We start from the raw sequence: 21205 nt of genomic DNA on the forward strand, positions 1-21205 counted from the left end.
CTCCAGGGGAACGCCGGTCGGAATCCGTCGCCGCTCGTCAACCGGTCAAGGTCTGAGATCGGCGTCGTGGATCGCGGCGAAAGCATCGCGGGCCTGGGGGTTCGTCGCGGCTGACGGGCACCGGGAAGGTGCGCGATCCCGCGCGGCCCCCTGGGTCGATGACAGCGACAGAGAACGGCGCACCGAGTTCCCTCGCGAGAGCCTGCACGAGACGCTCCCCCTCGCGTTCGAAGTCATGCCGGACGCCCGCGCCGACCGCATACTGCTCGAGTGGGTCTTCCGCGTTGCGGTACCAGTCGTCGAACGCGTGGAGGTCGTGCTCGAGCTCGGGCGACAGGTGCATCTCGTCGTCGTCGCGGGGACCGCCAAACCAGACCGCGGTCTCGCGAACGGACCGGCTGCCGGCTCGGACGATGCGTGTCCTCGTGACCCTCTCCCCTTGCACGGCACACCCCTGCACCGACAGCGAGTGGCCGTTCACCGCTTCGGGGTGGTGACTTCCGGGAGCGTGGCGGCGAGGCGGTCTCGGTCCCAGACGCGTGTGGCGGCGGCGACGAGGCCGAGGCGCGCGCGTTCGGTCAGCGTCGGCTCCCGCAGAGCGCCTTCTGCGTTGAGCCATCGCCAGACCTGACCGGCGAAGTCGTCGTACATGCCCTTGTAGGTGTCGTTGTACCAGCGGACGAACCTGGTGCGCGTCTCGGTGCTGATCTGCTCGCTTCCTATGAGGTGTCGAAGTCGGTCGATGGTGTCGTCGAGGAGCCAGCCGCGCTCGGGTGCTCCGGCGTTCGTCTCCGGGCGGGACGCCCACGAGATGATGCGGTCCCGGACGTCCGCGGGCAGCGGCCGGAAGTACCTGTCGAAGCGGCCCATCGTTCCCTCGAAGAGATCCACGTCCGTCACCTCCCACAGGCGGTGCTCCGACAGCGGCTCCGGAAGCTCGGTCCCGTGGTGCACAGCCCAGCGGACGTCTGCTCGCTCAAGGGCGCCGATGGCAGACGAGCGCAGTCTGGTGATAGCTCCCAGGTCGAGGAGCGCCTGCCGAATGACGGTGAGCGCCTGACCGGGATTGCCGCCGTGCCACGTGTCGATCGACTTGTACCCGACATGGAACTCGTCAGCGTACGGCGGGACACTCCCTCGGACATCGAGGAGAGGGTGGATCGGTGAGTTGTCCGCGGCCGACGCGCGCAGCTGCGCCACCCACTCGTCGGCCACGACGTAGAGCACGTCAGCGGCGGGCGGGTCGTACCGGGTCACGTCGGTCATGTTGCCAGAGGATGCGGCACCGGTCGCCGCATCGCCAACGATGATGACGAGCCTGGCGACGAACGGCGAAGCGTTGGTCCGCGATGGTGCACGTGGACGAAAGTGGCCTCTGCGACGACGCTGCCCGTACCTACCGGAGCCCAGTGTCTCGGCCGGTCAAGCCGCTCCGGTTCCGGTCGGGTGGAACAGCTCGGCGAGCGAGCCGTTCACCGCCCAGTCCGGATCGTGCTGATCGTCGGACGGGACAAATCGCCCCCGACTCGATGCACGACCAGCAGCGGAAGCGGCGGGTGTCCGCGGAGCTTCGTCAGGCGCCGGTCGAGCTCGACGACCTCGTCGGCCACGACGCGGAGGCTCGCGCGGCGCAACAGCGCGGCAGAGCTTTCGCAGATCGTGCCGGAAGGGTGCCACGGCACGTGATCCGAACCCCGGGCAACGCTCGGGAAACACGAAAGCCCCCGGACTTCCGGGGGCTTCGTCGTGGTGGGCGATACTGGGATCGAACCAGTGACCTCTTCCGTGTCAGGGAAGCGCGCTACCGCTGCGCCAATCGCCCAGAGATCTGCTGACCGGGGTCGTGCAGGATCTTGGAGGGGTGTTGCTGGAGGTGGGGACGGGATTCGAACCCGCGTGGACGGCTTTGCAGGCCGCTGCCTAGCCTCTCGGCCACCCCACCATCGAGGTTCACGTCTCCGTGAGTACCCGAACGGTGGGATACCCTCTGGTGAGTCGTGGTCGTCCTGGGACTTCCACACTCGAGCGGATGACGAGATTCGAACTCGCGACCCTCACCTTGGCAAGGTGATGCGCTACCGCTGCGCCACATCCGCATTTCGGCGACCCGAGGGCCGCTTCTGTCTCTCCGCTGTCGCGGCGACGAGAAGAACTCTATACGAACCGGGCGGCATCCGCCAAAATCCTCCTCGTTCACCGGGCGTGTCCCCCGCCTTCATGCGGATCGAGGGGCCCTGCGCACACCCGTTCCTTCCCACGACAGGCGCGACACCTGGCTCTTCCGGGCGTACCTGGCTGATCAGGAGCACCAGGTGTGCCGGGTTCCACCAGGGACGCTCGCTTCCACCAGACACCGAACCCCAGCACCAAGCCCCAACGCACCCAGCAGCACCACGCCACACCCGGGAGACGCGCCGTGTTCGGTGCGAGCCCGAACGTCCGCTACTATCGACTGGCACGCAAGTGCAGGGGGCGATTGGCGCAGTTGGTAGCGCGCTTCGTTCACACCGAAGAGGTCATCAGTTCGAGTCTGGTATCGCCCACGTGCCCATTCAGGGCCTGAAGAACACCCGAGTAGAGCCCGGCGCACACGCGTCGGGCTCTTCTCGTTCCTCGGCCCGGACCGTCACGACACACCCACGAGCAAGGACCCATGACCGACGTCGACCTCGAGTTCTCCCGCGTGCGCGCGGTGCTCGACCGCCCGACCCTCCGGCTGATGTCCCGCCCGACGAGCGCCGCCGTCATCGCGGTGTTCCGCACGGTGTTCGACCGCGACGTGCAGTACGTCCCCGCCGACCGCATGCACCTGCAGGTCGAGGAACACGTCGCACGCCTGCAGTCCACCGGCGCCCGCGTCCCCGCGAGCGAGCACGCCGAGAGCGAGTCGGACGCCCGCCCGAACGGCCGCGCCCTCTGCCGCGACTGGGTGGCGGCACAGTGGCTCGTCCGCTCGAACTCCCCCGACGGCGACGAGCAGTACTCCCTGACGAGCCACGCCCTCGAGGCCCTCAACCTCGTCGACGCCCTGAGCGCCGACCGCGCGCTGATCAGCGAGAGCCGCCTCGCGATGATCGTCGACGCCGTCCACCGGTGGGCCGCCAGCGCCGAGCCGGACCCGGACGTGCAGGTCCGCCGCATCGACGCGCAGATCGCCGAACTGCAGGCCGAACGCGAGCGCATCGCCCGCGGCGAGGTCACCGAGGTCGACGACGCCCGCATGCACGATGGCTACACGAACGTCGCCGACCTGATCCGGCAGCTCCCGAGCGACTTCAAGCGCGTCGAGGAGGCGGTCGCCACCATGCACCGCTCGATCGTCGAGGACTTCCGGCAGGAGGTCCGCCCGATCGGCGAGATCCTCGACGACTACCTCGCCCGGACCGACGACCTCATGCAGGCGACGCCGGAGGGCCGTGCCTTCGAGGGTGCCTTCGAGCTGCTGCGCGACGACGCCCTGCTGCTCCGGCTCCGTGACGACATCGCCACGATCCTCGCGCACCCGTTCGCCCAGTCCCTCGGAGCGGGCGAGCGCCGGGCGTTCCGCAACACCGTGAGCATCCTGCGCCAGGGCATCGAGGACGTGCTCGCCCAGCGACGCCAGCTCACCGCGACCCTGCGCGACCAGATCGTCGCGCACGACGTCGTCCGCGACCGCGAGCTCGACGCCGTGCTCCGGTCGGTCAACCGCGGGCTCGCGGCGTGGATCGACGAGGGGAGCGCCCGCGACCGGATCCCGCTCGGCCTGCTCCCCGCCACCGCCGAGGTCGGCACCCTGCGCGAGCGCTTCTACGACCCCGACAACGAGGCCGTGCCCCCGCCCATCGAGGAACCCGACGACGACGTCTTCGAGGAACTCGACGTCGCGTCGCTGCGCCGCCACGGCGGGCCCCTGCTCGCCGAGCTCCGTGCCGTGCTCCGCAGCGCCCCGGACAGCGTCTCGGCCTTCCACGCGCTGCCGCCGGAGCAGCGCCGCCCGGTCGAGCTCTTCGGCCTCGCGCACCTGCTCACCGGCAACGACGACTTCGAGACCGCCACGCACGTGGTCGCGCACCGCACGGTGCGTCCCGACGGCGAGACGGTCACCTTCCACATGCCCTCGGCGTCCCTGACCGGCGCGCGGGCGGACGACCAGCACGACGACGACAACGGCCTGGAGGCACGGTGACCGACACCACGACGGCTCCCGTCGACGAGACGGACCCCGAGGGCACCAACCCGTTCGAGCAGGACCGGCCCGACGACCGCGACGAGCGCGAGGACCGCGACGACTCGAGCTTCGCCCTCTTCGAGGGCGACGAGGGCCGACTCGACGAGCCGCAGCGCCGCGCCCTGGTCGCGCTGCTCCGTCACACCTACGTGAGCGCACGCACCCACGCCGACGAGTGGCGTGCGATCACCGACGGCGAGCACCAGCTCCGGTCGCGGCTCAACGACCTGTTCCTCGAACTGCACGTCGACCGCGACCGCGAGGTCGCCTGGAAGCGCCAGGCACGCTCGGAGAGCCAGCGCCGGACCTTCCCGACGCTGCTCCGCGACGTCCCGTACACGCGCGAGGAGACGATCGTCCTCGTCTACCTGCGCATGCGCCTGCGGGCGGACACCCGGCCGGGACTCGACCAGGTCGTGGTGGACCGCTCCGAGATCCTCGGGCACGTGTCCGGGTTCCTCCCGGCGACGACCGACCGCACCCGCGACGAGTCCCGTGTCGCGAAGGCCGTCGAGCGACTCGTGACCGCGCGCATCCTGATCCGGACGACCGACCCGGACCGCTTCCGCGTCGCGAGCGTCGTCGAGGTCCTGCTCCCCCTCGAGCAGCTCCGTGAGCTCGACCGGTGGCTGCGGTCGGCTGCCGGCAGCACGGGCGGCGCGACCGGTGACGACGAGGGAGGCGTGACCGGCGGGGCGGACGCGGCCCACGCCGTGACGGCGACCACCCTGGACGGCGCGGTGCTCGCCGGGGCCGCACCGGGCCTCCCGGCCGAGCCCACCGACACCGACGACGAAGGCGAGGCGGACGCATGACCGACACCCTGATCGACGCCGGCGGGATGCCGGCGCTCTTCGACACCGTCGCGCAGTGGCGGGCGGAGTCGATGCAGGTCGTGAACTGGGGCGGCTTCCACGGGCACCGTCAGGTCGAGCTGTCCGGGACGGCGACGCTCATCTCCGGGGCCTCCGGCACCGGCAAGTCCACCCTGATGGACGCGTACCTCGCGGTCATGATGCCGTCCGACGTGCCGTTCAACGGCGCCTCGAACGACGCGACCACCGGCCGTGCACGGAGCGCCGACCAGCGGAACCTGCTCACGTACCTCCGCGGCAAGGTGGACACCCGACGCGACCCGGAGACGGGCGCGCTGCGCGACGTCAACCTGCGCGGCGACGACCAGACCACGTGGGGCGCGGTCGCGGTGACCTTCCGGAACGACGACGAGCGGCGCTTCACGGTGCTGCGCGCATACCTCGTGCCGAAGCGCGCTCGGGGCGTCGGCGACATCCAGATGACCATGGCGACGGTCGACGACACGTTCGATCTGCGCCGGCTCGAGGAGTTCGTGCCGTCGCGCTTCCACCACCTCGAGCTGACCGGCCGGGTGCCGGGCCTCGTCGTGCGGGACACGTACCAGGAACTCGCGTACACGCTGCAGACCCGGCTCGGGATCGGCGACTCCGGCGGCGGCAACCGGGCGATGCGGCTCCTCGCGCGGATCCAGGCCGGGCAGCACCTGCCGACGGTCGACGCGCTGTACAAGTCGCTCGTGCTCGAGACCCCGGGCACGTACGAGGCGGCCGACCGCGCCCTCGCGCACTTCTCCGCGCTCGACGAGGCGTACGAGGCGATGGACACCGAGGAGCGCAAGGTCCGCATCCTCTCCCCCATCGTCGAGCTGCACGACGAGATCGCCCGGTCGAGGGCCGCGGCCGATGCGCTGGACAAGATCGCCACCGGCGCCGAGGTGTCCCCGTTCGCGCACTGGACGGCCTCGCGGAAGCGGGCGCTGCTCGACGCCGAGGTCGAACGGAACGGACGCGAGCGCACCGCCGCGCGCGCGGACGTCGCCGCCACCGAGGCCCGGCACGCCGCCGTCGAGATCGAGCTGCGCGAGGCCGAGGGGCGCCTCCGCGACCAGGGCGGGAACGCCCTCGCCCAGCTCGAGGACCGCATCGACCGTCGGACCCGCGAGCGCGACGCGGTCGGCCGGGCCCGTGCGACCTTCGACGAGCGCACGACCGCGCTCGGGCTGACGCTGTCGTCGGAACGCGCGTTCACCGACGCGCAGGCCGCGTCGCACGGGTTCCTCGGGTCGTACGCCGTCGCCCGCGCCGCCCTCGACGACCGGCGCGACGCCCTGACGCGCGAGGAGTACCCGCTCCTCGACCGCGAGCGGACCCTGCGCCAGGAGCGCCGGTCGCTCGAGCACCGGCAGGGCGCGATGCCGCTGCCGATGCACGAGGCACGACTCGCGATGGCCCGGGCCGCCGGCATCTCCCCCGACGCGCTGCCCTTCGTCGCGGAGCTGCTCGACGTGCTCCCGGCCGAGGAGCACTGGCGCACGGCGATCGAGTCCGTGCTGGCGCCCGTCGCCCGCACGCTGCTCGTCGACGAGGACCAGCTGTCGGCGTTCAGCGAGGCGATCGACTCGCTCCAGCTGCCGGTCCGCGTGCAGTTCGAGGGCGTCCCGACGGGCCCGCACCTCGACCTCGACGGCGACCCGGCGATGGTCTCGGGCAAGCTCGCCATCAAGGAGTCCCCGTTCAGCACCTGGGTGCGGGAGCGCATCGAGTCCGACCGGATCGACGCGCGGTGCGTCGACTCCGCCGCGGAGCTCGGTGGCGGCGGACGTCGCGTGACCCCCTCCGGGCAGCTCCGCGACGGCCGGCGTGGTGCCCACGGTGATCGTCGGCAGTCGAACGTCATCGGCTTCACGAACGAAGCGCGGATGGCGTCGGTGGAGCAGGAGCTCGCCGCGATCGCCCAGGACCTGACGACGCTCGAGGCCCGGCGCACCGACGTCGCGCAGGACCTCGCCACGCTCGACGCCCTGCGCGCAGCGCACCAGCACGTCGTCGACACGACCTGGGACGGCATCGACGTCGGCGGGCTCGACGAGTCGCTGGCCCGCCTCGACGCCGAGCACCAGGCGCTGCTCGCCGCCGACGACGGCCTGCGGACCCTGCGCGAGTCGGTCGCACGGCTCCGTCGCTCGCTCGACGAGGCGGCCGACCGCCGAGCCGCCGCACGGCTCTCGGTCACCCGGCTCGAGGAGCGGCACGCGGTGCTCGTGGACGGCCAGGACGCCGCGGCCGAGATCCTCGCTCGGTTCGAGGACACCCCGGAGTCGCTCCCGGACGACGAGCAGTCCCGACTGCTCGCCGAGACGTTCGAGGAGGTCGGCGCCCCGGACGGCATCGACGGCTTCGACGACGCCGCACGCCGGCTGCGACGCCGACTCGAGGAACGGCTCGCTCAAGCGCTCGACGGCGCCGCCGCCGCGTCGACCGCGCTCACGCTCACCTTCCAGCGGTACCAGGACGCGTGGCCCGACCCGAACCTCGGCACCGGGGTCGCGTCCTACCCGGACTACCACGCGATCCTCGACCAGATCCTCGCGACCGGGCTGCACGCGCGCCGGAGCGAGTGGCGTCGTCGCCTGTCGCAGTGGAGCGGCGAGGACCTCGTCCCGCTCGCCGGCGCCTTCGACCGCGCGGTCGTCGAGATCGAGGAGCGGCTGGAGCCCGTCAACGAGATCCTCCGCGAGCTGCCCTTCGGCGCGAACCGGGACCGCCTGAAGATCCAGATCCGCCGGGTCACCCGCGAGGACGTCACCGCTTTCCGCCGGGAGCTCCGCGCGCTGTCCGCGTCGGTGGACACCGAGCTCACCGACGACGTGCTCGAGACCCGCTTCCGACGGCTCCGTCGGTTCATGGCGGTCATCCGTCCCGACCCCGCCGCACCGCGGGGCCGGACGACACAGCGCGACGCCGTGCTGGACGTCCGACGGCACATGGAGATCACCGCCGTGCGGTACGACACCGAGGGCAACGACCTCGGCGTGTACTCGTCGCTCGGGGACAAGTCCGGCGGCGAGACGCAGGAACTCGTGGCGTTCATCGTCGGGGCGGCGCTCCGGTACCAGCTCGGCGACGAGACCCGGCCACGGCCCCGGTTCGCACCGGTCTTCCTCGACGAGGCGTTCATCAAGGCGGACTCGGAGTTCGCGGGGCGTGCCGTGACGGCGTGGCTCCGGCTCGGGTTCCAGCTCGTGGTGAGTGCGCCGCTCGACAAGGTCACCGCGCTCGAGCCGTCGATGGAACGTCTGCTGTCGATGCGGAAGCACCCGGAGACGGGCCACTCGTCCATCACGGAGATCGCCCGCGCCTGACGGCGGCCGGGGCCGGGCGGCCGTCCTGGCCGGCTCTGGTCGCACGACTTGCCGCTCGACTTCCCGCGCGGCGGCACGTCGTGCGACGAGAGCGAACACGGACGGCACGTCGTGCGACGAGGGCGGGCCGCGACGGGCCGCGACAGGCGGCGACCGGCCGGGCCGAGGGCCGCGCGGGAGGGCGCGGTACGGTGGGCTCGTGTTCGGACGACGTGCTCGCAGCCCCCGCAACGACGACGGCGCCCGCCCCGGTGAGTCCGGCGGGCTCGGGCTCGGGATCGGCGCCCTCGTGCAGGTGGTCGACACGGACCGCGGCGGCGAGCAGTGGGCCGACGAGCCGATCGGCGTGATCGTCGCTCCCGGCGGCGTGCAGCTCGGCGGGACGCAGCGCACCTGGACCGTGGCCTTCGACGAGCCGGCGTACACGAAGGACGGCCGCGGCCCCTTCGAGCGCGCGACCGTCCTGGGTCGTCAGTTGGTGCCGGTCGGACCGGCAGCCGCGGACGAGGTCTAGTACTCCTCGTTGCCGCTCTTGAGCATGGCGGCGACGGCCATGCACAGCCCCACGCCACCGAGCACGCCGATGCCGATGATGACGCCTGCGATGAGTTCGAGCATTGGTGACTCCTTGGGTTGCGGGGCCGGTGTGGCAGTGGCCGTCCTGGCCACGACCAGGCTACCGGATGCGCCTCGGGCCTAGCGGATGCCGCGCATGAGCCGCAGCACCGGCTTCGCGCAGAGGAGCAGCACGACACCGACCGCGACGGCGACCAGGCCGAGGACGGTGAAGTACGGGACTTCGTTCGTCGGCGAGTAGTACTGCGAGAGCACACCGGTCGCCGCGGTGCCGAGGGACACCGAGAGGAAGAAGAGCGCGACCATCTGCGTCTGGAACCGCGCCGGCGCGAGCTTCGTCGCGACGGACTGTCCGACCGGGGACAGCAGGAGCTCGGCGATGGTGAAGACGAGCAGGATGCCGACGAGCGCGATCAGCGGCGTGCCGTTCTCCCCCGTGCCCGAGAACGGCAGGAAGAGCAGGAACGCGATGCCCATGATGCCGGTGCCGAGCGCGAACTTCGTGGGCGTCGAGGGCTGACGGTCCCCGAGCTTCGTCCAGATCGCGGCGGCGACACCGGACAGCACGATGATGAAGACCGGATTGATCGACTGCACCCACGAGACCGGCATCTCCCAGTCGCCGAGCGAGCGGTCGAGCCGCTGGTCCGAGTACTGGGTCACGACGGTGAACTGCTGCTGGTACAGCGACCAGAAGACGGCGCTGGCGATGAAGAGCGGGATGAAGCCGAGCACGCGGGAGCGCTCCTCGGCGGTGATGCCGCTGGACAGGATCACCACGAAGTAGGCGACGGTGGCCACGATGACGATCGCGACGACGACCGTCGGCAGGTTCGACACCGTGAGCAGTCCGGTGAGCACGGACACGACCACGACCACGAGGGCGACGACGACGAGCGCGGCGACGAGCGGCAGCCGACGACGGTCGACCGGGTTCGTGACGTGGCGGACCGACTCGGGGAGCTTCCGCCGGCGGATGCCGTACTGCACGAGGCCCGCGGCCATGCCGACCGCGGCGAGCCCGAAGCCGTAGTGGAACCCGAGCGAGGACTGCAGCAGCCCCGTCAGCAGCGGGCCGAAGAACGCGCCGAGGTTCACGCCGAGGTAGTACAGCGAGAACCCGGCGTCGCGACGCGGGTCGTCGCGGCTGTACAGCCCGCCGACGATCGTCGTCGCGGTCGCCTTGAGCCCGCCGGAACCGAGTGCGATGAGCACGAGTCCGACACCGACGCCGGCGACGCCCGGGATCAGGGCGAGCCCGATGTGGCCGAGCATGACGACGACCGCGCTGGTGAACAGCGTCCGGTCGGCACCGATCAGCCGGTCCGCCACCCACGCACCGATGATGGTGAAGAGGTACACGGCACCGCCGTACGCGCCCATGATCCCGTTGGCGATGCCCTCGTCGATGCCGAGGCCACCCCGCGTGACGGTGTAGTACATGTAGATCAGGACGATGCCCTGCATGCCGTAGAACGAGAACCGCTCCCAGAGCTCCACCGCGAAGGGCGTCGACAGCTCGAAGGGCTGCCCGAAGAACGTGCGTTGCTGCGCCGGAGCGCTGGGTGGGGTGGTGCGAGACATCCGTCCACTGTGCCCCGACCCACCCCGCCCGTCCGAATCGAAGCGGGGCGCGTACAAACTTCCGCGGTGCGGTCTTGGAGGATTCCCACCACCGCGTTCCCGCTCCGTCCGCCCCGGTTGTGCGCCCGCACGGCGTTCGCGCAACACTCGGGCGAGGTGCCTAGCGTGTGGAGTGCAACACGGACAGAGCAGTTCAGGAAGGCTCCCCCATGGTCGACACCGCACCCGCACGCCCCACCTCGACGACCGAGGCCCCGAACGCCGACGCCACGGGCGACCCGGCAGCGGGCACCCCGACCGGCGGCACGGACACCGACGTCCGGATCGACACGACGCTGCTCGGGGAGCTCCTGCTCGGATGCTGGGCCGAGGACCGCCGGATCTCGCGTCGTCTGTCGCTCGACCCCGGACTGCACAAGATCGAGGGACAGCCGGTCGCGGAGCACCGTGCCCGTGTGTTCGAGCAGCTGCGGGTGCTCGTCGACGCCGGCGCGATCCAGCGGCCGTACCCGACCGAGTTCGGCGGCCAGGAGAACCACGGCGGCAACCTCGCGGCGTTCGAGGAGCTGACCACGGCGGACCCGTCGCTGCAGATCAAGGCGGGTGTCCAGTGGGGACTCTTCGGCTCCGCCGTGCACCACCTCGGCACCGAGCGCAACCACCGCGAGTTCCTGCCGGGCATCATCCGCTTCGACGTCCCCGGCTGCTTCGCGATGACCGAGACCGGGCACGGCTCCGACGTGCAGAGCATCGCGACGACGGCCACGTACGACCCGGACACGCACGAGTTCGTCGTGCACACGCCGTTCCGCGGTGCCTGGAAGGACTACATCGGCAACGCGGCCCTGCACGGCCGCGCGGCGGTGGTCTTCGCGAAGCTCGTGACGCGGGGTGTCGACCACGGCGTGCACGCGTTCTACGTGCCGCTCCGCGACGAGGACGGTGCGTTCCTGCCGGGCGTCGGTGGCGAGGACGACGGCGTCAAGGGCGGCCTGAACGGCATCGACAACGGTCGCCTCTGGTTCGACCACGTCCGGGTGCCGCGCACGAACCTGCTGAACCGGTACGGCGACGTGGCCGAGGACGGCACCTACACGTCCCCGATCGCCTCGCCCGGTCGCCGGTTCTTCACGATGCTCGGCACGCTCGTGCAGGGCCGGGTGTCGCTCGACGGTGCCGCCGTGGTCGCGCAGAAGATCGGCCTGCAGATCGCGCTCACCTACGCTGCGGAGCGTCGGCAGTTCCCGACGGGCGGCGGCGACGAGGGCGTGCTCCTCGACTACGGCCGCCACCAGCGCCGCCTGATCCCCCGGCTCGCGACCGTGTTCGCGCAGTCGTTCGCGCACGAGAAGCTCCTGCAGACCTTCGACGACGTGTTCAGCGGGCGCGAGGACACCCCGCAGCGCCGAGAGGACCTGGAGACGCAGGCGGCCGCCTTCAAGGCGATGTCCACCTGGTCGGCGCTCGACACGCTCCAGGAGTGCCGCGAGGCCTGCGGCGGCGCCGGGTTCCTCGCCGAGAACCGGCTCACGAGCCTCCGCGCCGACCTCGACGTCTACGTCACGTTCGAGGGCGACAACACGATCCTGCTGCAGCTCGTGGGCAAGCGCCTGCTCACCGACTTCCGGGCGAAGGCACCGCGGGACGCGGCCTCGACCGCCCGATTCGTCGCCGCCCAGGCCGCGACGAAGCTCGCCGACGCGTCGGGCATCCGGCGGCTCGGGCAGACCGTCGCCGACCGCGGGTCCCTGGCGGCGAGCGTCACCGACCTGCAGGACCCGCGCACGCAGCGCGCGCTGCTGGCGGGCCGGGTCGACACGATGGTCTCCGAGATCGGGGTGCGCCTCGCCTCGGCCGGCAAGGACCGCGCCCGGGCCGCGAAGCTGCTCAACCGCTCGCAACACGAGCTGATCGAGGCGGCGAAGGCCCACGCCGAGCTCATGCAGTGGGAGGCCTTCACGGACGCCATCGAGGCGGTTGCCCCCGGCGACACCCGGCGGGTGCTCGTCTGGCTGCGCGACCTCTTCGCCCTCGGGCTCCTCGAGCAGCACCTCGACTGGCACCTGCTGCACGGCCGACTGTCGACGCAGCGTGCCCGTGCGGTGTCGGCGTACGTCGACCGGCTGGTCGCCCGGCTCCGCCCGGTGGTGCCGCAGCTCGTCGAGTCGTTCGGCTACGCTCCCGAGCACGTCCGCGCGCCGATCGCCCTCGGCGAGGAGCGGGCCCGCCAGCAGGAAGCGGCGGCGTGGTTCGCCGCCGAGGCTGCTGCGGGCCGCCTGCCGGAACAAGAGAAGAAGCCTCGCCCGTGATCAACCTCGGAGGGTTGATATCGCCAGAATCAACCTTGTAGGGTTGATGGCGGAGGTGCGATGTTCGCAGTGACCGTGGACCAGGTGGGCAGCCGCTCGGACGACGACCGGGTCGAGCAGGCGATCGACGTCGTCAGGACCACGGCTGACGGGCGACTGGTGCTGCCGCCGGAGCGGACCGCCGGCGACGAGTTCCAGTTCCTGCTCGACGACGCGGGCACCCTGCTCGACGTCGTCTTCGCCCTCGTGCGCTCGGACGGGTGGAGCATCGGGATCGGTGTCGGGGACGTCGAGGAACCGGTACCGGACTCGACGCGGGCTGCTCGCGGTGACGCCTTCGTCACCGCTCGTGCAGCCGTCGACCGGGCGAAGGACGTCCCCGAGCACCTGGCACTCGAGGTGGCTCCGGGGCGCCGACTCGGTACCGCCGACGTCGAACCCCTCGTGACGCAGACCGTCCGGGCCCGGCAGCGGCGATCCCGGGAGGGCTGGGAGCTCGCCGACCTGCTGCGCGCCGGGCACTCCCGGACGGAGGCCGCCGAGCTCCTCGGGGTCACCCCGCAGGCGGTCGCCAAGCGCTGGTCGGCCGCGGACCTGCGCTCCGACGAGGCCGTGCACGCGGCACTCTCACGGCTCCTGGCCGAAGCAGACACACCGGCCGAAGCAGACACACCGGCCGGGGCAGACACACCGGCCGGAGCAGACACGCCGGCCGTGACGGACACACTCGCATGACGCTCTGGCTCGTCGGAGCGCTCGTGCTGCTCGCCGTCGCCGCGCTCAGCGCCGTGCACCGCATCCCACCGCTCGCCCGCGCCGTCCCGGCGGTCGTGGTGGTGGCCGTCGTGCTGGCCGCCGAACTCCTCGGCCTCGTGCCCACAGCACCGTCGACTCCCCTCCGCGTGCTCGGGACGACCGCGGTGGTCGCGATCGGCGTGCTCGCGGGCAGCGCCGTCACGGGCGCGGTGCTCGGCGTCGCGATGCGCGAGGGCGTCGAACGGGGGCAGCACGGCGGGATCCTCGTGACGCGAGCCGACGAACCCGTCGTCGAGCGGCGCCGTCCCGAGGTGCTCCGGGGCGGAGCGGCGATCGGCTTCCTCGAGCGCTTCGCGGTGATCGGCGCGGTGCTGGTGGGTCGGCTCGAGATCGTCGCGGCGGTCGTCGCGGTGAAGGGGCTCGGCCGCTTCTCGGAGCTCGACTCCGCCGAGGCGCGCGAGCGGTTCATCGTCGGGACGCTCACGAGCACCTGCTGGGCGGGGCTCGCCGCGTGGACCGCGATCGGCCTGCCCCACTGACCCGGTGCACGCGCGCGGGCGACTGGACGAAGACGCTACGCGACGCAGCGCGACGACCCGCGACGCCCCTCGTGCTCAGCCCTGGTCCGCGGCCCGGCCCCGATCGCCGAGCGCCGCGCGGAGGCGCGCCTCGGCGTCGTCGCTGCCCTCCGTCGCGGGAGCCGCGGCCGCAGCAGCAGCCTCGGCGTTCGCCTCGATCACCGCGCGCACGACCTCCTCGCGCTGGATCTTGACCCCGCGCGGTGCGTCGATGCCGATCCGGACGCCGTCGCCGCGGCTGTCGAGGACCGTGATGACGACGTCGTCACCGATGAGGATCCGCTCCCCGACCTTCCGCGTGAGTACCAGCACCCCGTCAGCCTAGCGACACCACCGGCAGGCCCAGCTGGTGCACGGACTCCGGCGTGGCGGTCTCCCGCGCACCGATCGCGACCACACCGGCGACGGTCACCCGACCGGCGACCGCGAGCACGACGGCCCGCGAGTCCTCGGTCTTCCGACCGACGTCCACCACGACCCACACCTGGTCGGCGGCGAGCCCCTCGATGGTCGCCGCGTCGTCCCAGGCGGACACCCCGAGCAGCGCGTGCCCGTTCCTGACCCCCTCGGCGCGTGCGAGGATCCCGGCCCGACGGTCGGCTGCGTCGGTCGGCCGCAGCCCGTACCGTCCGGCGAACACGCCGGCCGCCGCGTCGACGTCACCGGGGCGTCCGACGAGCAGCACGAGGTCCCCGTCGGCCGACCGCACGGCCGGCACGGGCAGCACCGGCGCGACCGCGTGCACCGGCGCGACCAGCAGGTCGACGGCACGCGGTCCCGGGACGGGGTGCGTGCCTCCCGTCCGGTCCGGGTCGTCACCCGGGACCGTCGCGACGGGTGCGGATCCGTCCTGGAGGCGCGCCCCGGCTTCGTCGCCGGGGCCCGGGTCGGTTCCGTGGCCGCTCGGGCGCGGCGCGCCGGCCGTGGTGGCGGCCGTGCCGATCCCGTCCGCCGCGAAGCCGTCGAGGACGGAGGCGAACGCGTCCGCCCGCGTCGAGGCCGTGCCGTCACCGGCGGCGATGCGAGCCTCGGCCGCCTCGGCGTCGGCGAGGAGCGCGGCGATGCCGATCCGCGTGACCGGGCCGTCGGCGATCGCGACCCGCGCGGTCGGTGGGTCGAGCGGGTCCGGCACCTCGACGACGGCCTCGACGTGGGTGCGGCGGAACAGCCCGCCGATCCCCGGCGTGGACACGCGCTCCGCCGAGACGATCCGGGCGCCGGCGCCGAACTCGGCGCGCAGGGCGTCGCGGACCGCCTCGAGCGTGGGGCCGCTACGCAGCGATCGGGTCGGCGGCACGGACGACTCCCACGGTCTCGATGGTGGAGCCCGCGGCGGTGGCCTCCTGGTACGACAGGACGGGCAGCCCGTTCGCCTGCGCGGACACCATGCGGTGCACTGCCGGCCGGAGCTGTGGCGCGCAGACGAGCACGGCCGACAGGCCCTGCTCCTCGACGCTGCGCACGGCGTCGCGCAGGGAGCCGAGGACCTGCTCGATGCGGTGCGCGTCGAGCACGATCTGGGTGCCCTGTTCGGACGGCCGCAGCCCCTCGAGCATCGACTGCTCGAGCAGCGGGTCGATCATGATGACCCGGAGCGTCCCGGCCTCCGCGTGCCGGGCGGGCAGCGCCGGGCCGAGGGCGGCGCGGGCGGCCTCGACGAGCCCCTCGGGGTCGGTGGACACCTTCGCGCGGAGGGTCAGCGCCTCGCAGATCCGCCCGAGGTCGTTGATCGGGACCCGTTCGACGAGCAGCCCCTGGAGCACCCGCTGGACCTCGGCGAGGGACAGCATGCCGGGGACGAGTTCCTCGACCGCGGCGGGGTTGACCTGCTTGACGCCGTCGGTGAGCACCTTGACGTCCTCGCGGGTGAGGAGCCGCGCGGCGTTGTCGCCGATCACGGCCTGCAGGTGCGTGACGAGCACGGACACCCGGTCGATGACGGTCGCGCCGGTCATCTCGGCGGCGTGCCGGAGCTCGGCGGGCACCCACTTGCCGGCGAGGCCGAACACCGGCTCCACCGTGGCGGCCCCGGGCAGCCCGTCGAGCTGGTCACCGAGCGCGAGCACGCTGCGGGACGGCGCGGTGCCCCGTCCGGCCTCGACGCCGGCGATCCGGATCGCGTACGTCGACGGCGGCAGCTCGATGCTGTCCCGGGTCCGGACGGGCGGCACGACGATCCCCATGTCGACCGCGATCTTCCGGCGGAGCGCGCGCACCCGGCCGAGCAGGTCGTCGGAGGAACCGGACACCATGTCGACCAGGTCCGGCGCGAGCAGGATCTCGAGCGCGTGGACGCGCATCTGCTCGAGCAGGTCCTCGGGGCTGTCCGCCGACGGTGCCGCGGCCTCGAGCGCCTGCTGCTGCTCGGCCGCCGCCGCCTGCTGCGCCGCCTGCCGCGAGAGCCGCCACCCGGCGAACAGCAGCCCCGCGCCGATGAGCAGGAACGGGACGATGGGCATGCCGGGGATGAAGCCCATCGCGATCGCGGCGACACCGGCGATCACCAGCGCGTTCCGGGACTGCGTCAGCTGCGTGGTGGCCGAGGCGCCGATCTCGGTCTCCGCGCCGGACCGGGTGACGATCATGCCCGTGGACACCGCCATGAGCAGCGCGGGGATCTGCGAGACCAGGCCGTCACCGATGGTCAGGATGCCGTACTTCGACAGCGCGTCGGTGACCGAGAGCCCGTTCTGCAGCATGCCGATCGCAACCCCGCCGAGCATGTTGATGACGAGGATCAGGATGCCCGCGATCGCGTCGCCCTTGACGAACTTCGACGCGCCGTCCATCGCGCCGTAGAAGTCGGCCTCGGCGGACACGGCCGCGCGACGCTCCTTCGCCTCGGCGTCGGTGATGAGCCCGGCGTTCAGGTCGGCGTCGATCGCCATCTGCTTGCCGGGCATGGCGTCGAGGGTGAAGCGCGCCCCGACCTCGGCGACCCGCTCGGCGCCCTTCGTCACGACGACGAACTGGATGACGACCAGGATGAGGAAGACGACCGCGCCGATGATGATCGAGCCGGACACCGCGACGTGGCCGAACGCCTGGATGACGTCGCCGGCGAACCCCTCGCCGAGCACCAGGCGCGTCGACGCCACGTTGAGCCCCAGCCGGAAGAGCGTCGCGACGAGGAGCAGCGACGGGAACACCGAGAAGTCGAGCGGCTTCTTCACGAACAGCGTCGTGAGCAGGATCACCAGCGCCAGCAGGATGTTCAGGATGATGAGCACGTCGAGCAGGAACGACGGCACGGGCAGGATCAGCAGCAGGACGATGCCGACGATGAAGACCGGGACGGCGAGCTTGGGCAGGTCCTTGCGGTTCATGCGGGTGCCCCTTCGGTGGTGGACGGACGGGTGCGGAGGCGCCGAGGTCGGGCGTCGCCGGTGAGCGTGGTGGGGTCGAGGACGGTCGCGACCTCGTCGGCGGTGGTCGGTGTCGGCGCCGCGTGCGTGCCGGCGGCGGCACCGCGGGCCCGGAGTGCCATGACGAACGAGAGCACCCGCGCGACCGGCGTGTAGAGGTCGACCGGGACCTCCTGCCCGAGCTCGCAGGCCGCGTGCAGCGCCCGGGTGAGCGGGACGTCACGGACGATCGGCACGCGGGACGCCTCGGCGGTGGACCGGATGACGTCTGCCACGGGCCCGGCGCCCTTCGCGACCACCCGGGGCGCGGACTTCCCGGGCTCGTAGCGGAGCGCGACCGCGTAGTGCGTCGGGTTGGTCATGACGACGTCGGCGTCCCCGACCGCCGCGATCATCCGGTTCCGGCTCATCGCGAGCTGGCGGGACCGGCGCTGCCCCTTGACGAGCGGGTCGCCGTCGGTGCGCTTCGCCTCGTCCTTGACCTCCTGCTTGGTCATCATCGTGCGCTTCCGGTTGCGGCGCACGACCACCAGGACGTCGACCGCGGCGAGCACGAGCCCGGCGGCGACGGCGGCACGGAGCAGGGTGCCGGTGCCCTCGCGCGCCGCGTCGAGCACGGAGGACAGCGGCAGCGAGCCGCTCGTCATCAGGACGGGCACGAGCGACTGCACGGCGAACCAGAGGACGAGGCCGACGACGGCGGTCTTGAGGAGCGCCTTCACGCCGTTCCACAGCGCCTGCACGCCGAAGACCCGCTTGAACCCGGCGACCGGGTCGAAGTGGTCGGGCTGCGGGGTCATCCGTCGGAAGTGCACGCCGCCCTGCGCGACCGACACGGCGGCGACGGCGACCGCGACGACGGCGAGCATCGGGCCCACGGTCGCGGCGACGGACCCGAGGGCATCGGACAGTGCCTGCCGGACCGCGGGGATCGTCGGGTCGGCGATGACGTGCTGCACGACGCGGAGCTGCTGCTCTCCCGCACCCGCGGCGTTGCCGATCGCGGCGGGCATGACGAGTGCCGCCATCGCGATGCCGATCCAGGCGCCGAGGTCCTGCGACCGGCCGAGCTGCCCCTTGCGGTGCACCTCCTGCATCCGCTTCTGGGTGGCCTTCTCGGAGCGTTCCCCGCTCCCTCCGTCGGACACGTCGCCTCACCCCCGCCCGGTGATCGCGGCGACCGCGTCGCCGGTCAGGGACGACACGACGGCCGGCAGGGCCATGAAGAGCGCGCCTGCGAAGACGACCGTGAGCCCGATCTTGATCGGGAAGCCCAGCTGGAACGCGTTGAGCGCCGGCGCGACGCGGGTGAGGAGCCCGAGGCCGACGTCGGCGAGGAAGAGCACGACGACGAGCGGCCCGGCGATCTGCAGCGCCGCGAGGAACATCTGCGACGCGGCGTGCACCAGGACCGATGCGAAGCCGCCCATCGCGAGGGTTCCGGGCGACCCGTCCGCGGCGACGAGCGGCACCGCGTCGAAGGACCGGACGAGCCCGGCGACGATGAGCTGGTACCCACCGCTGGCGAAGAGCAGTGCCAGCGACGCCATCTGGAACAGCCGGGTGAACTGGGCGCCGTTCACCTGGGACTGCGGGTCGTACGCCTGCGCCAGGGTGAAGCCGCCGAACAGGTCGATCAGCCCACCGGCCGACTGCACGGCGGCGAACACCAGGTAGACGAGGAAGCCGAGGCCCAACCCGACGAGCAGCTGGGTGAGCAGGGCGAGCAGGAACCCGCCGGTGTCGAGCGCGGTGTACCCGAGACCGACCCGCGGTGCGACGCCGATCGCCAGGCCGAGCCCGAGGATCACCTTCACCGTGCCGGGGAACGCCCTGTACGCGAACGGTGGCGCGATCACGAAGAAGGCGACGAGTCGGACCCCGGCGAGCATGGTGGCTTCGAGCTGGTCGGCGTCGATGGCGAGGTCCACGGCTAGGTCCCGAGGAGCTTCGGGATCATGTCGAACGCGGCGTGGGTGAACGCGATCATCTCGGCGATCATCCAGTTGCCGCAGACGACCAGTGCGATCGCCACGGCGACGGCCTTCGGCACGAACGAGAGCGTCACCTCCTGGATCTGCGTCACCGACTGGAACAGCGAGATCGCGAAGCCGACGACGAGGGACGTCACGAGCACCGGTGCGGCGAGCTTGCCCGCGACCACGAGCGCCTGGAGGGTCAGGTCGATGACCGCCTGCTGGTTCATCAGTGCACCACCTGGTAGCTCTCGATGAGGGACGTGATGATGAGCCCCCACCCGTCGACGAGGACGAACAGCAGGATCTTGAACGGCAGCGAGATCATGACCGGCGGCAGCATCATCATGCCCATCGACATGAGCGCGGCGGACACGACGAGGTCGATGACCAGGAACGGGATGAAGATGACGAACCCGATGATGAAGGCGCTCCGGAGCTCGGAGATCACGAACGCCGGGATGACGGTCGTCATGGGCACGGCGTCGAGGTCCTTCGGGTTCGCCTGCCCGGCGGCGCGCGTGATGAGCGCGACGTCCTCCTCGCGCGTCTGGTGCAGCATGAACGTCCGCAGCGGCTTCGTGCCGACCTCGACCGCCTTCGCGAAGTCGATGTGCCCGGCCAGGTAGGGCTGCAGCGCGTCGTCGTTGATGTGCCCGAGCACCGGGGCCATCACGAAGAGCGACAGGAACAGTGCGAGTCCGGCGATGACCTGGTTCGGCGGGATGCCCTGGAGCCCGAGGGCGTTCCGGGTCATCGCGAGCACCACGAAGATCTTCGTGAACGACGTCATCATGAGCAGCAGCGCCGGTGCGACGCTGAGCAGGGTGATGCCGAGGAGCGTGACGATCGCCGAGGACGGCGTGCCGTCGGGACCGTTCACGCTGACGCTGAAGTCGCCGCTGGCGGGTGCGGTCGGGGTCGCCGGGGCGGTCGGCTCCGTCACGCCGACGGCGTGCGCGCCGGTGGCGGTGAGGAACACGAGGCCGGCGACCGTCGCCAGGCCGAGGACGACGAGGGTGGCGGTGCGGCCGGTCCGGAGCGCGGCCGTCACCCGGCCCGCCGGCCCCGGAGCGCGGCCGCGGCCTGCCGCCACGTGTCGGCGGACAGGACGGAGCCCTGCAGCTGCTGCGCGGTCGGCACGACGGTGCGTGCGGGCCGCCGGGCGCTGCCACGGGGCCGCATCGGGAGCGGCGTCACGGTCGTGCCCGTCGCGGCAGTGCCCGTCGCGGTGTCCGTCGCGGTGCCGGTCGCGCTCGCGGTGGGCGTGCCGGCCGGGAGGCCCGTGGTCGCGTGCCCCTGCCGCTCCAGCTCCGCGCGGAACCGGTCCGCGGTCGTGGCCGGCGCCGGCGTGCGCGGCTCGGTCGGCAGGACCACGGGTCCGGTCACGATGGCCAGCTCGGGCGCGGGCGTCGGGGCGCTCCGGAGCAGCGACACGCTCTGCTCGGACACACCGAGCACGAGACGCTCGCCCTCGACGTCCACGACGACGACGCTCGCCTTGCCGCCGATCCCCTGGCGGCCGACGACCTCTATCGCGGCGGAGCGGCGTCCGCGGGCCTTCGCGGCTCCGAGTCCGCCCTTCGTCGCACGGCGGTGCAGCACCCACATCAGGGCGAGCACGACGCCGAGCGACACGGCGACCCGGAGGGTCATCCAGAGGGTGTCCACCGG

18 protein-coding genes and 4 tRNA genes are annotated in these 21205 nt (G+C 72.1%); 8 read left to right on the top strand and 14 right to left on the bottom strand.

Annotation, left to right across the window (positions count from 1 at the left end; genetic code table 11):
* Positions 1-37 precede the first annotated feature (37 nt).
* From QUG98_RS11945 to QUG98_RS11965, 5 genes are all read right to left on the bottom strand, one after another.
* Positions 38-481: an immunity protein CdiI family protein gene (locus QUG98_RS11945; protein ID WP_289470733.1), complete on the bottom strand. Its 444-nt coding sequence runs from the start codon at positions 479-481 to the stop codon at positions 38-40.
* Positions 478-1266: a hypothetical protein gene (locus QUG98_RS11950; RefSeq protein ID WP_289470734.1), complete on the bottom strand. Its 789-nt coding sequence runs from the start codon at positions 1264-1266 to the stop codon at positions 478-480. Before QUG98_RS11950 ends, QUG98_RS11945 begins: the two co-directional genes overlap by 4 nt.
* Before the next feature lie 481 nt (positions 1267-1747).
* Positions 1748-1822: transfer RNA gene (locus tag QUG98_RS11955), tRNA-Val, on the bottom strand.
* A 46-nt stretch (positions 1823-1868) separates the two neighbouring features.
* Positions 1869-1942: transfer RNA gene (locus tag QUG98_RS11960), tRNA-Cys, on the bottom strand.
* Positions 1943-2024: 82 nt separating this feature from the next.
* Positions 2025-2096 (bottom strand) — tRNA-Gly (locus QUG98_RS11965).
* A 374-nt stretch (positions 2097-2470) separates the two neighbouring features.
* Between QUG98_RS11965 and QUG98_RS11970 the strand changes: the two genes are divergently transcribed.
* The 5 genes from QUG98_RS11970 (at position 2471) to QUG98_RS11990 (ending at position 8901) form a co-directional block, all read left to right on the top strand.
* A tRNA-Val gene (locus tag QUG98_RS11970) sits at positions 2471-2543 on the top strand.
* 110 nt (positions 2544-2653) lie between these two features.
* Complete coding sequence (locus QUG98_RS11975; RefSeq protein WP_289470735.1) at positions 2654-4168, top strand: DUF3375 family protein; 1515 nt, start codon at positions 2654-2656, stop codon at positions 4166-4168.
* Complete coding sequence (locus tag QUG98_RS11980) at positions 4165-5025, top strand: DUF4194 domain-containing protein (RefSeq protein ID WP_289470736.1); 861 nt, start codon at positions 4165-4167, stop codon at positions 5023-5025. Before QUG98_RS11975 ends, QUG98_RS11980 begins: the two co-directional genes overlap by 4 nt.
* Positions 5022-8387, top strand: a complete 3366-nt coding sequence (locus QUG98_RS11985) for an ATP-binding protein (protein ID WP_289470737.1) — start codon at positions 5022-5024, stop codon at positions 8385-8387. Before QUG98_RS11980 ends, QUG98_RS11985 begins: the two co-directional genes overlap by 4 nt.
* A 199-nt stretch (positions 8388-8586) precedes the next feature.
* Positions 8587-8901: a hypothetical protein gene (locus tag QUG98_RS11990; RefSeq protein WP_289470738.1), complete on the top strand. Its 315-nt coding sequence runs from the start codon at positions 8587-8589 to the stop codon at positions 8899-8901.
* 182 nt (positions 8902-9083) lie between these two features.
* On the opposite strand, the gene QUG98_RS11995 is transcribed toward QUG98_RS11990, so the two are convergent.
* Positions 9084-10547 (bottom strand): peptide MFS transporter, encoded by a 1464-nt coding sequence (locus QUG98_RS11995; RefSeq protein WP_289470739.1) that lies wholly within the window; start codon positions 10545-10547, stop codon positions 9084-9086.
* 209 nt (positions 10548-10756) lie between these two features.
* Here QUG98_RS11995 and QUG98_RS12000 point away from each other — a divergent pair, with 209 nt between their 5' ends.
* Genes QUG98_RS12000 through QUG98_RS12010 form a run of 3 tightly spaced genes read left to right on the top strand, consistent with a single transcriptional unit; the run spans position 10757 to position 14151 of the window.
* Positions 10757-12856, top strand: coding sequence for an acyl-CoA dehydrogenase family protein (locus tag QUG98_RS12000; RefSeq protein WP_289470740.1), 2100 nt, complete (start codon positions 10757-10759; stop codon positions 12854-12856).
* A 60-nt stretch (positions 12857-12916) separates the two neighbouring features.
* Positions 12917-13591: a DNA-binding protein gene (locus tag QUG98_RS12005; protein ID WP_289470741.1), complete on the top strand. Its 675-nt coding sequence runs from the start codon at positions 12917-12919 to the stop codon at positions 13589-13591.
* Entirely contained in the window at positions 13588-14151 is a 564-nt protein-coding gene (locus QUG98_RS12010; protein WP_289470742.1) for a hypothetical protein, read from the top strand. Before QUG98_RS12005 ends, QUG98_RS12010 begins: the two co-directional genes overlap by 4 nt.
* A gap of 75 nt (positions 14152-14226) precedes the next feature.
* On the opposite strand, the gene csrA is transcribed toward QUG98_RS12010, so the two are convergent.
* From csrA to QUG98_RS12050, 8 genes are read right to left on the bottom strand one after another with little or no spacing between them, the layout of a single operon-like run.
* Positions 14227-14502: a carbon storage regulator CsrA gene (gene csrA / locus QUG98_RS12015; RefSeq protein WP_058727908.1), complete on the bottom strand. Its 276-nt coding sequence runs from the start codon at positions 14500-14502 to the stop codon at positions 14227-14229.
* Positions 14503-14506: 4 nt separating this feature from the next.
* The gene (locus QUG98_RS12020) at positions 14507-15487 is read right to left on the bottom strand and encodes a hypothetical protein (protein WP_289470743.1); all 981 of its coding nucleotides are present in this window, start codon (positions 15485-15487) and stop codon (positions 14507-14509) included.
* Positions 15462-17516, bottom strand: coding sequence for a flagellar biosynthesis protein FlhA (locus QUG98_RS12025; RefSeq protein ID WP_289470744.1), 2055 nt, complete (start codon positions 17514-17516; stop codon positions 15462-15464). The genes QUG98_RS12020 and QUG98_RS12025 overlap by 26 nt, the downstream gene beginning before the upstream one ends.
* The gene (locus tag QUG98_RS12030) at positions 17513-18703 is read right to left on the bottom strand and encodes an EscU/YscU/HrcU family type III secretion system export apparatus switch protein (protein ID WP_289470745.1); all 1191 of its coding nucleotides are present in this window, start codon (positions 18701-18703) and stop codon (positions 17513-17515) included. Before QUG98_RS12030 ends, QUG98_RS12025 begins: the two co-directional genes overlap by 4 nt.
* Before the next feature lie 6 nt (positions 18704-18709).
* A complete protein-coding gene (locus QUG98_RS12035) occupies positions 18710-19486 on the bottom strand; it encodes a flagellar biosynthetic protein FliR (protein ID WP_289470746.1) in 777 nt (258 codons plus the stop codon).
* Between the two features lie 2 nt (positions 19487-19488).
* Positions 19489-19761 carry a flagellar biosynthetic protein FliQ gene (locus QUG98_RS12040; RefSeq protein WP_058727913.1) on the bottom strand — a complete coding sequence of 91 codons (273 nt, stop codon included), beginning with the start codon at positions 19759-19761 and terminating at the stop codon, positions 19489-19491.
* Positions 19761-20585, bottom strand: a complete 825-nt coding sequence (gene fliP / locus QUG98_RS12045) for a flagellar type III secretion system pore protein FliP (protein WP_289470747.1) — start codon at positions 20583-20585, stop codon at positions 19761-19763. The genes QUG98_RS12040 and fliP overlap by 1 nt, the downstream gene beginning before the upstream one ends.
* On the bottom strand, positions 20582-21202 hold the full coding sequence (locus QUG98_RS12050) for a FliO/MopB family protein (RefSeq protein WP_289470749.1): 621 nt from the start codon (positions 21200-21202) through the stop codon (positions 20582-20584). Before QUG98_RS12050 ends, fliP begins: the two co-directional genes overlap by 4 nt.
* Positions 21203-21205: the final 3 nt, after the last annotated feature.

It is taken from the genome of Curtobacterium subtropicum (assembly GCF_030362975.1).
Taxonomy (GTDB): domain Bacteria; phylum Actinomycetota; class Actinomycetes; order Actinomycetales; family Microbacteriaceae; genus Curtobacterium; species Curtobacterium subtropicum.

Coding starts and splice junctions, on each gene's coding strand:
- QUG98_RS11950 (WP_289470734.1), bottom strand. CDS start 1,266: ATGACCGACGTGACCCGGTACGACCCGCCCGCCGCTGACGTGCTCTAC.
- QUG98_RS11975 (WP_289470735.1), top strand. CDS start 2,654: ATGACCGACGTCGACCTCGAGTTCTCCCGCGTGCGCGCGGTGCTCGAC.
- QUG98_RS11985 (WP_289470737.1), top strand. CDS start 5,022: ATGACCGACACCCTGATCGACGCCGGCGGGATGCCGGCGCTCTTCGAC.
- QUG98_RS11995 (WP_289470739.1), bottom strand. CDS start 10,547: ATGTCTCGCACCACCCCACCCAGCGCTCCGGCGCAGCAACGCACGTTC.
- QUG98_RS12000 (WP_289470740.1), top strand. CDS start 10,757: ATGGTCGACACCGCACCCGCACGCCCCACCTCGACGACCGAGGCCCCG.
- QUG98_RS12005 (WP_289470741.1), top strand. CDS start 12,917: ATGTTCGCAGTGACCGTGGACCAGGTGGGCAGCCGCTCGGACGACGAC.
- QUG98_RS12010 (WP_289470742.1), top strand. CDS start 13,588: ATGACGCTCTGGCTCGTCGGAGCGCTCGTGCTGCTCGCCGTCGCCGCG.
- QUG98_RS12025 (WP_289470744.1), bottom strand. CDS start 17,516: ATGAACCGCAAGGACCTGCCCAAGCTCGCCGTCCCGGTCTTCATCGTC.
- QUG98_RS12040 (WP_058727913.1), bottom strand. CDS start 19,761: ATGAACCAGCAGGCGGTCATCGACCTGACCCTCCAGGCGCTCGTGGTC.